The sequence below is a fragment of the Halomonas caseinilytica genome (genome assembly GCF_001662285.1).
GTDB classification, from domain to species: domain Bacteria; phylum Pseudomonadota; class Gammaproteobacteria; order Pseudomonadales; family Halomonadaceae; genus Halomonas; species Halomonas caseinilytica.
The window spans coordinates 34,423-46,038 of the sequence record NZ_BDEO01000018.1 but is presented as its reverse complement, the minus strand read 5'-3'; the positions used below and the strand labels follow the sequence as shown (position 1 = coordinate 46,038).

Below are 11,616 nucleotides of genomic sequence, written 5' to 3'. Positions count from 1 at the left end.
CTCGGAATCAGTCCTGTTCCTCTGCATCGTCCTCGTGGGGATGGTTCGGCTCCATGGCACGGTCGCTATCGGCGAGGCGTACGGTATCGCCCAGCTCGAGCTTGCCGGCGCTCTGCAGGCGGCGGCCGTTGTCCGGCGCGATCAGCGCCACGACCTCGCCAATGCTGGTGCCGTCCACGTAGGCTTCTACCTTGATCCGGACGATCGTGCCCTGGTGGCGTGCCGAAAGGATATCGCCAGGACCGGGGTCGGTGTGATGGCTGGGGTTCTTGGCGAAGTATTGCATCACGCTGTCGTCACCGGGGGCATCCCAGTCGATGTGCTTGTGCATGGCGTTGCCTCAGGCTGCAGGAATGTTCTCTTAGATTAGCCGTTGTCGGGCGGGGGACAAAAGGGCGTCGCTCCGGCCATGAGGAGGAATCCTTGATGGACGTGCCGGCGCGGCGGCCATACGCTGGGTGGAACGTCGGCCGTCATGGAAAGGAGTCAGCATGCTGCATCGAACCATCATCGCCACGACCGTGGCGCTCATGCTCACGGGATGCGCAGGATCGGCATCGACCGCCCCGCCTCGGACCGAGGCGCCCAAGCCGCCGACCATGAGCCAGGCCGAGGATGCCTGCGGGGCCCGACAGGTACAGGATCATGTGGGCGAAGTCTATACGGAGGCCCTGGGGGAACGCCTGGAACAGGAAAGCGGAGCGGGTGATGTGAGAGCGAAGCGACCGGGCCAGGCCTATACGATGGAATTTCGCGCGGATCGCCTCGATGTGAATCTGGACGATGCCGGCGTGATTCGCGCCATCCGCTGCGGATAGGGGCCGTCCTTGCCGGGGAAGGGAGGCGTGATACGCCCTCGACGCCGTAGTTGACGGCTTCTGTTGCCGTACCGGCTCGGTGGTCGAGCCGGCCCGCTACAATAACGTGGAAACGCAGACGAGCCGGAGGGCATCCCCTCCGGCTCGTCCAGTTGGCGCCAGGCGTTGCGCCGTTACTTCTTCTTGGCGCGCTTGCGCTCGTTTTCGCTGAGCAGCTTCTTGCGCAGGCGAATGTGGTGGGGAGTGACCTCCACCAGTTCATCGTCATCGAGGAACTCGATGGCCTGCTCCAGGGTGAAGCGCACCGGCGGTGTCAGCACCAGGGCCTCGTCGCTGCCCGAGGAGCGCATGTTGTCGAGCTTCTTGGCCTTGGTGGGATTGACCACCATGTCCTCGGCGCGGTTGTTGATGCCGACCAGCATGCCCTCGTAGACCTCGGTGCCGTGCTCGATGATCAGCTTGCCGCGATCCTGCAGGGCGAACAGCGCATAGGCCAGGGCCTTGCCGCTGACCATCGACACCAGCACGCCGTTGCGCCGTTCGACGGAGGCGTCGGGTTTGAGCGGACCATAGTGGTCGAAGCGGCTGGTCAGGATGCCGGTGCCCGACGTCAGGGTCAGGAACTGGCCCCGGAAGCCGATCAGGCCCCGCGCTGGGATGATGAAGTCCAGGCGCACCCGGCCCTTGCCGTCGGGGTTCATGTTCTTGAGCTCGCCCTTGCGATAGCCGAGCTCTTCCATGATGGCGCCCTGGTGCTCCTCCTCGCAGTCGATGATGACTTCTTCGTAGGGCTCCTGCGAAACGCCGTCGATCTCGCGGATGATGACCTCGGGACGCCCCACCGCCAGCTCGAAGCCTTCGCGGCGCATGCTCTCGATCAGCACCGAAAGGTGCAGCTCGCCACGACCGGAGACCTTGAACTTCTCGGGGCTGTCGCCCTGCTCGACGCGCAGCGCCACGTTGTGGATCAGCTCCTGCTCGAGACGGTCTCGGATGTTGCGGCTGGTGACGAACTTGCCGTCCTTGCCGGCAAAGGGCGAATCATTGACCTGGAAGGTCATGGACACTGTGGGCTCGTCGACGGTCAGCGCCGGCAGGGCCTCGACGTCGGCCGGGTCGCACAGCGTATCGGAGATGGCCAGGTTCTCGATGCCGGTGATGCAGACGATATCGCCGGCGGTGGCCTCTTCGGTCTGCACCCGCTCCAGGCCGAGGTGGGTCATCACCTGGCCGATCTTGCCGCGCCGGGTGTTGCCCTCCTTGGAGACGATCGTGACCTGCTGGTTCGGCTTGACGCTGCCGCGGGTGATGCGGCCCAGGCCGATGACGCCGACATAGCTGTTGTAGTCCAGCGCCGAGATCTGCATCTGGAAGGGCGCTTCCAGTTCGACCTTGGGCGGCTCGACGATGTCGACGATGGCCTGGAACATCGGCGTCATGTCATCGGTGAGCTGATCCGGCTCGGGACCGGCCACGCCGTTGAGCGCCGAGCAGTAGATGATCGGGAAGTCGAGCTGCTCGTCGCTGGCGCCGAGGTTGTCGAACAAGTCGAAGATCTGGTCGATGACCCAGTCCGGGCGAGCACCCGGGCGGTCGATCTTGTTGACCACCACGATCGGCTTGAGGCCCTGATCGAAGGCCTTCTGGGTGACGAAGCGGGTCTGCGGCATGGGGCCATCGACGGCGTCCACCATCAGCAGGACCGAGTCGACCATCGACATCACACGCTCGACCTCGCCGCCGAAGTCGGCGTGTCCGGGCGTGTCGACGATGTTGATGTGGTACTCGCGCTCGTCGGGTCCCTCCCAGCGGATCGCCGTGTTCTTGGCCAGGATGGTGATGCCGCGCTCCTTCTCCTGGTCGTTGGAGTCCATGATGCGTTCCTGGCCCTCAGCCTTGCGGTCCAGGGTGCCGGACTGCTGGAGGAGCTTGTCGACCAGGGTGGTCTTGCCGTGGTCGACGTGAGCGATGATGGCGATGTTGCGAAGATTCTCGATCACGACGGGATCCTGCTGGGAAAAGTGGGGCCGCATTATAGGGTCAGGGCCGTGACGCTACCAGCCTTGTGGTGGGAAATCCGTTTCCGAACGATGTTGAAGCCGCTGCGACAGGGATTCCAGCATGCGTGCACTGATTTGGTGCTTTGCTCGTTATTACGCTTCATTTTGGTTCATTGCGAGGCATTCGTGCCGCCTCAATATCGGGCGTCCGACGGACGAATCAGGCCGGGGAGAAACGCGAGAGACAATTTTCCTCTGCGAGATCAGCATGCTATGAAGGGCGAAAAAATGGATGCGCCATCTTGGCACACTTCCTGCTTCATCGTAGCAAACGCCATGGTCGCCTCGGGCGTCGTGGGCAGCCGGCTTACGGCATGCTACAACGTTCGCAGCACTCGACCAGCGATCAACGATGCTTTGAATACGTTTCCAAGTTAACGAGCCAAGCTCACTGTGGAGGACCTCATGTCTGACAAGACGCTCGCCCTGATCGAAGAACATGATGTGAAGTGGGTCGACCTGCGCTTCACCGACACCAAAGGCAAGGAACAGCACGTCACCATTCCGGCTCGCGATGTGGACGAGGAGTTCTTCGAGAACGGCCAGATGTTCGACGGCTCCTCCATCAATGGCTGGAAGGGGATCAACGAGTCGGACATGATCCTGCGTCCGGAGGACGGCACCGGCTTCCTCGACCCCTTCACCGAAGACGCCACCCTGGTGTTGCGCTGCGACATCATCGAGCCGGCCACCATGCAGGGCTATGAGCGCGACCCGCGTTCCATCGCCAAGCGCGCCGAGGCGTACCTGCAGTCCTCCGGCCTGGGCGATACCGCCTTCTTCGGTCCGGAGCCCGAGTTCTTCGTCTTCGACGAAGTGCACTGGAAGGCCGACGCCGAAGGCGCCATGTACAAGATCACCTCCGAAGAGGGGGCCTGGGCCACCGACCGCCACGTCGAAGGTGGCAACCTGGGTCACCGTCCGCGGGTCAAGGGCGGTTACTTCCCGGTGCCGCCGGTGGACAGCTTCCACGATATCCGTGGCGCGATGTGCAACACCCTGGAAGCCATCGGCCAGACCGTCGAGGTGCATCACCACGAGGTGTCCAACGCCGGCCAGAACGAGATCGGCGTCAAGTTCAACACCCTGGTGAAGAAGGCCGACGAGCTGCAGGAAATGAAGTACGTGGTGCACAACGTGGCGCATGCCTACGGCAAGACCGCAACCTTCATGCCCAAGCCGATAGTCGGTGATAACGGTTCCGGCATGCATGTCCACCAGTCCTTCTGGAAGGACGGCCAGAACCAGTTCGCCGGTGACGAGTACGCCGGTCTCTCCGAGATGGCGCTGTACTACATCGGCGGCATCATCAAGCATGCCCGTGCCCTGAACGCCTTCACCAACGCGTCGACCAACTCCTACAAGCGCCTGGTGCCGGGTTTCGAGGCGCCGGTGATGCTGGCCTACAGCGCGCGTAACCGTTCTGCGTCCATCCGCATCCCCTACACCGCGAGCCCGAAGGGCAAGCGCATTGAGGCCCGCTTCCCGGACCCGACCGCCAACCCCTACCTGTGCTTTGCGGCGATGCTGATGGCCGGCATCGACGGCATCAAGAACAAGATCCATCCCGGCGATGCCATGGACAAGAACCTCTATGACCTGCCGCCGGAAGAAGGCAAGGCCATCCCGACCGTGGCCGAGAGCCTCGATCAGGCGCTGGAAGCCCTGGATGCCGATCGCAGCTTCCTCACCGAGGGCGGCGTCTTCACCGACGAGATGATCGATGCCTACATCGAGCTCAAGTCCGAGGACATCGAGCGTCTGCGCATGACGACGCACCCGGTCGAGTTCGATATGTACTACAGCTGCTGATCGCCGGCGCGACGCCGCCACGCGATAGCGAGATAGAGGCACGCCTAGGGGCGTGCCTCTTTTTTTGTGCCAGCCGCATACTTGTGCCAGCCGAATTCTTTTGCTGGCCGATTTGCAGCAACCGATTCATGCAACATATCTGTGGAGTATCGCCGGGCATATCGGGGCTCGCGACCCGATCGGGCAGCGCCTAGTCTTCAACTCGAGGGCAGGATGCCCGATACCCGATACTTGGGAGGGTCCATGGACAGGCCGATGATCGTGTTGCTGCTGTATCTCTTGATGATGACCCAGGCTGCGGGGGACCAGACGCTCTATCGCACCACCGATGCGCGAGGGCATGTGTCCTTCAGTGATGACCCCTCGAGAGGTGGCGAGCCGGTCGAGCTTGCGCCGATCAGCGTGGTGCCGTCGCTGCCACCGCCACCGCCACCGGCATCGACGAGCACCGCTTCGGGCCGCGACGGCATGGATACACCTTCCCGGATATACGATGCCTTCGCAATTGCGGCGCCTGCCGATGGGGCCACCTTGCCGACCGGGGCCGCGGGCGATGTGCGGGTGCGGCTCGAACTGCGGCCGGCGCTGCGTGAGGGTCACCTGCTGCGACTGCGGCTCGATGGAAACATCGTGCGGCCCGCAGCGCGCCAGCCTGTCATCGAGCTCACCAATCTGTCGCGTGGCGAGCATCATTTGCGGGCGGAACTGCTCGATGCTCGAGGGCAGGTGTTGCAGCGTACGTCGGCGGTGACGCTCTATGTGCAGCGGGCCAGCGTCAACATGCTGCGGAATCCCCATCATGTCCACTCCCGCCCTCAGGCCGTCCGCTGAGGGTGCACGGGATGGCCCAGGATCGTGCATGCACCATAGTAGTGCACTAGGATGGTGCACAGTGCCGGTGCCTGCTGTCGGCTCGTGCCCATATGCCGGCCGTGCCGAAGTGGCGCGCTTCTTGCACCGGACTACTCCAGTTGGAAACTTCTTCGTGCATCGCGGGATCGTTCATGTATCAACGCTTGATGGAACACCTCACCACAGCCGTCCTGTTGCTGGATGGCCGGCTGCGGCTGCAGTGGATGAATCCGGCGGCCGAGGCGCTGCTGGCGCTCAGCCGGTCGCGGGTGGCGGGCCAGCCCCTGCCGGAGCTGGTGGTGGGCGAGGAGGACATCGGTGAGCTGCTGGCCAAGGCGCGAGACGAGTTCCATCCCTTCACCCAGCGCGAGGCACGCCTGACACTGGTCACCGGCGACGTGCTGACCGTGGACTATACCGTCACGCCCCTGACCCGGGACGAGCTCCTGCTGGAAGTGGAGCCGCGCGACCGCCTGCTGCGCATTTCCCGGGAGGAGGCGCTGCAGACGCGCCAGGAAACCATCAAGGTACTGGCGCGAGGGTTGGCCCATGAAGTCAAGAACCCCCTCGGAGGCATTCGCGGCGCGGCCCAGTTGCTGGAGCGCGATCTCGACAGTCCGCAGCTTACCGAATTCACACGGATCATCATCGAAGAGGTCGACCGCCTGCGCGATATGGTGGATGCGATGCTCGGGCCCAATCAGGTCGAGCGCCATGAGCCGCTGAACATCCATAAGGTGCTCGAACGGGTACGTTCGCTGCTGGCCGTCGAGCATCCCAGCGTAACCATCATCCGCGATTACGATCCCAGCCTGCCGGATCTCATCGGCGACGAATCGCAGATGATCCAGGCCATGCTCAATGTCGCACGCAATGCCGTCGAAGCCATGACGGAATCCGATGTGCCGGCCCCCAGCCTGATGTTGCGGACGCGCGCCCGGCGGCAGTTCACCCTGGGAGCCGAGCGGCATCGGCTGGTCTGCGAGGTGTCGATCATCGACAACGGGCCGGGCATTCCCGAGCGACTGCGCGAAACCCTGTTTTATCCGATGGTCTCGGGACGTGCCGAGGGCAGTGGGCTGGGGCTGTCCATCGCCCAGTCGATCCTCCATCAGCACCAGGGGCTGATCGAATGCGACTCCGCGCCTGGCCACACCGAATTCCGCCTGCTGATACCGCTGGAGAATACTCATGAGTGAAGCCGCTCGCGTCATGATCGTCGACGACGATCGCGCCATTCGCTGGGTGCTGGAGCGAGCCCTGGCCCAGCCCGATCTGGAGGTCGAATGCGTCGAGCGCGCCGACCGGGTGTTGCCGCGTCTGCTCGAGGAGCCGCCCGATGTACTGGTCACCGATATTCGCATGCCGGGTATCGATGGCCTGGACCTGATGGCCCGGGTGCGCGAAGCGCATCCCGACCTGCCGGTGATCGTGATGACCGCGCATTCGGATCTCGACAGCGCCGTGGCCTCCTATCAGGGCGGCGCCTTCGAATACCTGCCCAAGCCCTTCGACGTCGACGAGGCGCTGGCCCTGGTGCGCCGCGCCGTGGCCCATGCTCGGGAGCGCCAGCGGCCGGTCACGCCCCCGGAGGGCCTCGAGACCGAGATCATCGGCGAGGCGCCGGCCATGCAGGAGGTGTTTCGCGCCATCGGCCGGCTCGCTCAGTCGCACATCACGGTGCTGATCAACGGCGAGTCGGGCACCGGCAAGGAGCGCGTGGCCCAGGCGCTGCACCAGCACAGCCCTCGGGGCGGCCGTCCCTTCATCGCCCTGAACATGGCGGCGATCCCCCGCGATCTGATCGAATCCGAGCTGTTCGGCCATGAAAAGGGGGCCTTCACCGGCGCCACGGCTCAGCGACAGGGACGTTTCGAGCAGGCTGATGGCGGTACCCTGTTCCTCGACGAGATCGGTGACATGCCCGCCGAGACCCAGACCCGCTTGCTGCGGGTGCTGGCCGACGGCGAGTTCTACCGGGTCGGCGGTCATACGCCGGTCAAGGTGGATGTGCGCATCATCGCCGCTACCCATCAGCATCTCGAGGAGCTGGTGGACGACGGGCGCTTTCGCGAGGATCTCTTCCATCGCCTCAACGTGATCCGCATTCACCTGCCGAAGCTCGCCGATCGTCGCGAGGATATTCCCCGCCTGGCACGCCACTTCCTCGCCGAGGCCGCCAAGGAACTGGCCACCGACGTCAAGGTGCTGACCGAGGAAGCCGAGGAGCACCTGACACGCCTGGCCTGGCCGGGCAACGTGCGCCAGCTCGAGAACACCTGCCGCTGGTTGACGGTGATGGCCTCCGGGCGCGAAGTGCTGGTGGAGGACCTGCCGCCCGAGTTGCGCGACGGAGAGGGAGGCGGGGCCTCCGGCGACTGGCGGACGGCCTTCCGCGACTGGGCGGATCGTGCCCTGGCCGCCGGCCATACCCACCTGCTGGAAGAGGCGGTGCCGGACTTCGAGAAGATCCTCATCGAGACCGCGCTCAAGCATACCGGCGGACGCAAGGGCGAGGCCGCCGAACTGCTGGGGTGGGGGCGCAATACGCTGACTCGCAAGCTCAAGACGCTGATGCCGGAAATGGCGGAGGATTGAGCGACGAGCGAGAGGCGCCGAGTCGATCGGCGCCCCTCGTCGTTTCAGAATCGCTCACTGGCTGAGCAGCACCTGGTCAGCCGCGGGCGAGCGGTTGAGTGCGTTTCTCGAGCCAGGCCAGCGCCTCGCCCTCGAGCTTGGGTGCGAGGCGCTCACGTACTTCGGCGTGGTAGGCGTCGAGCCACTCGATCTCACTGTCGTCGAGCAGGGCGGGCTCGATGCAGCGGGTGTCGATGGGGCACAACGTCAGCGTCTCAAAGCGCAGGAAGTCGCCGAACTCGCTCTCCGCGGCGGGGCGATTGGCGACCAGGTTCTCGATGCGGATGCCCCACTTGCCGGGGCGGTACACGCCGGGTTCGATGGAGGTGATCATGCCAGGTTGCATGGCGGTATGCGGCGCCACTGGCGCATGCCAGGCGATCACCTGGGGGCCTTCGTGGACGTTGAGGAAGTAGCCCACACCATGGCCGGTGCCGTGGCCGTAGTCGCGGCCGCTGGTCCACAGCGGCGCACGAGCGATGGCATCGAGCTGCGCCGAGGGAATGCCGCGCGGAAAGTGCGCCCGCGACAGCGCGATGGTGCCCTTGAGCACCAGGGTGTAGTCCTCGCGATGCGCGTCATTGATCTTGCCCACCGGGACCACGCGGGTGATGTCGGTGGTGCCGCCCGGGTACTGGGCGCCGGAGTCGATCAGCAGCAGGCCGTTGCCTTCGATGGTGGCATGTGCCGCCGGCGTGGCGTGGTAGTGCGGAAGGGCGCCATTGGCGTTGAAGGCGGCGATGGTGGAGAAGCTGCGGCTGACGAAGCCTGGGCGTGCCGCACGGGCAGCGGTCAGCTTGTCGTCGACGGTCAGCTCGGTGACGGTCTCGCCCCGTGCCAGGGCATCTTCCAGCCAGGCGAAGAACTCGCACAGCGCCGCGCCGTCTTCTTCCATGGCCTGGCGCACGTGCTCCAGGTCGGCGTCGCTCTTGCGGCCCTTGGCCAGGGTGCTGGGCTGGAAGGCCTCGATCAGGGGGGCGCCGTCCGGCAGGGCCTGGCGGGTGCCGAGGGTCAGGCGTGCCGGATCGATCAACACCCGTGACCCTTCGGGCAGTTCGGCCAGCCGTGAGGCCCAGTCGGCATAGGGCGCGACCTGGATACCGTCGGCGGCGAGCGATTCGCGCAGGGTGGCGTCGAGCTTGCCGGGAGCGACGAACAGCGTGGCCGTCTCGCGCCCGACCAGCAGGTGGGCGAGGAAGACCGGATTGAAGTCCACATCGGCACCGCGTAACTGGGTCAGCCAGGCGATGTCGTCGAGGGTCGAGATCGGGTGCCAGTCGGCTCCGTGCTCGGCCATGGCCTCGCGCACTCGGGCCAGGCGCTCGGCGCGGCTCTCGTTCAGGTAGGCGCTGTCGTGGGCATAGAGCGGTGCCTCGGGCAGCGACGGGCGATCCGGCCAGATGGCATCGAGCAGGTCCAGGTCGCCGCGCAGCCGAATACCGGCCGGCGACAGCGTCTCTTCCAGGCGCCGGGCGCTGGCCAGGGCGACGACATCGGCATCGAAGCCCAGAGTGGCGCCGGATTCGAGGTTGTCGGCCAGCCATTGCATGGGGGCATCGCCTTGGCCGGGATGCAGCTTCATCAGCTCGATACCGCTGCCGGCCAGTTGCTCCTCGGCCTGTACCCAGTAGCGGCTGTCGACCCAGACGCCGGCGGCGTGTTCAGTAACCACCAGGGTGCCCACCGAGCCATCGAAACCGGACAGCCAGGCCCGGCCGGCCCAGTGTTCCGGCAGGTACTCGGAATTGTGCGGATCGGACGAGGGCAACCACCAGGCGTCGATGCCGTGTTCGCGCATGGCGTCGCGCAGGGCCGCCAGGCGTGCCGCCGGGGTGGAAGGGGCTTCACTGGACATGGTCAGGCTCCGGTTGAATGAGTGGGAGATGTCGGCTCGGCGTTCGTTTCGCCCTTGAGCATACGCTTGATGAGCGGTGTCAGCAGTGCCAGAACGATGGCGCACAGCACCAGGGCGATGGCTGAGCGGCCGAACAGGTCGGGCAACTGCTGGAGCTCCTCGCCGTTGACATGCCCGCCGATCAAGCCGGCCACCAGATTACCGAGTGCCAGGGACGTGAACCACAGGCCCATCAACTGGCCGCGCAAGCGCATCGGCGCCAGCTCGCTCATGGTCGAGAGACCCACCGGGCTCAGGCACATTTCGCCGAGGGTCAGCAGCAGGAAGCTGGTGGTGATCCACAGTGGCGAGACTCGGGTGTCGCCGCTGATTACCTGCTGGGCGGCCAGCATCATCAGGCCGAAGCCGGCAGCGGCGAACAATAGGCCGAGGGTGAACTTGGCCGCACTGCTCGGCTCCAGGCCACGACGCCCCAGTGCCGGCCACAGCCAGCCGAACAGCGGGCCGAGCAGAACGATGAAGATCGAATTGAGCGACTGGAACCAGACGGTGGGGATCTCCCAGCCGAACAGGGCGCGGTCGGTATAGTCGTGGGCGAACAGGTTGTAGGAGGTGGGCTGTTGCTCGAAGGAGGCCCAGAAGAAGGCCGAGGCCACGATCAGCAGGAAGGCCACGACCACGCGGGCGCGCTCGCGATTGTCGAGGCCGGCGAAGCATAGCAGGTAGAGAAAGAAGGCCAGCGCGCAGACGATGATCACGCTGGTCATGCCCTCGGCGATGGCGACGGGGTCCAGGGTAATCGCGCCGGTGGCGACCAGGGCCACGAACAGTGCCGTCAGGGCAGACAGCACGGAGACGGCCAGACCCACGCCGCGGCGGCGCACGGCCGGTGCATCCCAGCTGGCCTTGCGATCGCGCAGGCTGTCGGAGCGGCGCATGGCGGGAATCGCCCATAGCCGGAAGATCAGCAATGCCGCCAGCATGCCGAGCCCGCCGAGGCCAAAGCCCCAGTGCCAGCCGTGTTCGTGCATCAGCAGGCCGGTGAACAGCGGCGCGAGCAGCCCGCCGATGTTGATGCCCATGTAGAAGATCGCGAAACCGCCGTCGCGGCGCGCATCGCCCTCGTCGTAGAGGCTACCCACCATCACCGTGATGCAGGTCTTGAAAAGCCCCGAGCCGAGCACGATCAGCAGCAGGCCGATGAAGAACATCGTGGCGCCCCACAGGGCGGAAAGCGCGATGGCCAGGTGGCCCAGAGCGATCAGGATGGAGCCGTACCAGACGGCGCGCTGCTGGCCGAGCCAGTTGTCGGCAAGCCAGCCACCGGGCAGCGCCGAGAGATAGATCGCCCCGGCGTAGATGCCGACGATGGCGGAGGCATCCGCGCGACTGAAGCCCAGACCGCCGTCGTAGAGGCTGGCCGCCATGAACAGCACCAGCAGCGGGCGGATGCCGTAGTAGGAGAAGCGCTCCCACATCTCGGTGAAGAAGAGCGATCCCAGGGCTCTGGGATGGCCGAAGAAGCCGTTGTCGCGTCGGGACGCGCTGTCCGGCGTCGGGGAGGTTGAATGCATGAGACCGT

9 protein-coding genes are annotated in these 11,616 nt (G+C 65.3%); 5 read left to right on the top strand and 4 right to left on the bottom strand.

Annotated features, from left to right (window positions below; translation table 11 throughout):
- Positions 1-7: 7 nt before the first annotated feature.
- Entirely contained in the window at positions 8-331 is a 324-nt protein-coding gene (locus HSDC_RS15900) for a hypothetical protein (RefSeq protein WP_064700939.1), read from the bottom strand.
- Between the two features lie 160 nt (positions 332-491).
- On the opposite strand from HSDC_RS15900, the gene HSDC_RS15895 reads away from it, so the two are divergent.
- Positions 492-818 carry an I78 family peptidase inhibitor gene (locus HSDC_RS15895; protein ID WP_064700938.1) on the top strand — a complete coding sequence of 109 codons (327 nt, stop codon included), beginning with the start codon at positions 492-494 and terminating at the stop codon, positions 816-818.
- Positions 819-991: 173 nt separating this feature from the next.
- Here the strand turns inward: HSDC_RS15895 and typA are convergent, their stop codons facing one another.
- On the bottom strand, positions 992-2,818 hold the full coding sequence (typA, locus tag HSDC_RS15890; RefSeq protein WP_064700937.1) for a translational GTPase TypA: 1,827 nt from the start codon (positions 2,816-2,818) through the stop codon (positions 992-994).
- A 465-nt stretch (positions 2,819-3,283) separates the two neighbouring features.
- On the opposite strand from typA, the gene glnA reads away from it, so the two are divergent.
- The 4 genes from glnA to ntrC all read left to right on the top strand — a co-directional run bounded on the left by glnA (position 3,284) and on the right by ntrC (position 8,140).
- Entirely contained in the window at positions 3,284-4,690 is a 1,407-nt protein-coding gene (gene glnA / locus HSDC_RS15885) for a glutamate--ammonia ligase (RefSeq protein ID WP_064700936.1), read from the top strand.
- Between the two features lie 243 nt (positions 4,691-4,933).
- Positions 4,934-5,521, top strand: a complete 588-nt coding sequence (locus HSDC_RS15880) for a DUF4124 domain-containing protein (RefSeq protein ID WP_064700935.1) — start codon at positions 4,934-4,936, stop codon at positions 5,519-5,521.
- 173 nt (positions 5,522-5,694) lie between these two features.
- Complete coding sequence (glnL, locus tag HSDC_RS15875; RefSeq protein WP_064700934.1) at positions 5,695-6,741, top strand: nitrogen regulation protein NR(II); 1,047 nt, start codon at positions 5,695-5,697, stop codon at positions 6,739-6,741.
- Complete coding sequence (gene ntrC / locus HSDC_RS15870) at positions 6,734-8,140, top strand: nitrogen regulation protein NR(I) (RefSeq protein ID WP_064700933.1); 1,407 nt, start codon at positions 6,734-6,736, stop codon at positions 8,138-8,140. The genes glnL and ntrC overlap by 8 nt, the downstream gene beginning before the upstream one ends.
- A gap of 76 nt (positions 8,141-8,216) precedes the next feature.
- On the opposite strand, the gene HSDC_RS15865 is transcribed toward ntrC, so the two are convergent.
- Together HSDC_RS15865 and HSDC_RS15860 are read right to left on the bottom strand one after the other, a co-directional pair.
- Positions 8,217-10,034 carry an aminopeptidase P family protein gene (locus tag HSDC_RS15865; protein ID WP_064700932.1) on the bottom strand — a complete coding sequence of 606 codons (1,818 nt, stop codon included), beginning with the start codon at positions 10,032-10,034 and terminating at the stop codon, positions 8,217-8,219.
- A gap of 2 nt (positions 10,035-10,036) precedes the next feature.
- Positions 10,037-11,608, bottom strand: a complete 1,572-nt coding sequence (locus tag HSDC_RS15860; RefSeq protein WP_064700931.1) for a peptide MFS transporter — start codon at positions 11,606-11,608, stop codon at positions 10,037-10,039.
- Positions 11,609-11,616 lie beyond the last annotated feature (8 nt).

Bases quoted from the DNA above. Each gene is read 5' to 3' on its own strand.
- HSDC_RS15900 (WP_064700939.1), bottom strand. From the start codon at position 331: ATGCACAAGCACATCGACTGGGATGCCCCCGGTGACGACAGCGTGATG.
- HSDC_RS15895 (WP_064700938.1), top strand. From the start codon at position 492: ATGCTGCATCGAACCATCATCGCCACGACCGTGGCGCTCATGCTCACG.
- glnA (WP_064700936.1), top strand. From the start codon at position 3,284: ATGTCTGACAAGACGCTCGCCCTGATCGAAGAACATGATGTGAAGTGG.
- HSDC_RS15880 (WP_064700935.1), top strand. From the start codon at position 4,934: ATGGACAGGCCGATGATCGTGTTGCTGCTGTATCTCTTGATGATGACC.
- glnL (WP_064700934.1), top strand. From the start codon at position 5,695: ATGTATCAACGCTTGATGGAACACCTCACCACAGCCGTCCTGTTGCTG.
- ntrC (WP_064700933.1), top strand. From the start codon at position 6,734: ATGAGTGAAGCCGCTCGCGTCATGATCGTCGACGACGATCGCGCCATT.
- HSDC_RS15865 (WP_064700932.1), bottom strand. From the start codon at position 10,034: ATGTCCAGTGAAGCCCCTTCCACCCCGGCGGCACGCCTGGCGGCCCTG.
- HSDC_RS15860 (WP_064700931.1), bottom strand. From the start codon at position 11,608: ATGCATTCAACCTCCCCGACGCCGGACAGCGCGTCCCGACGCGACAAC.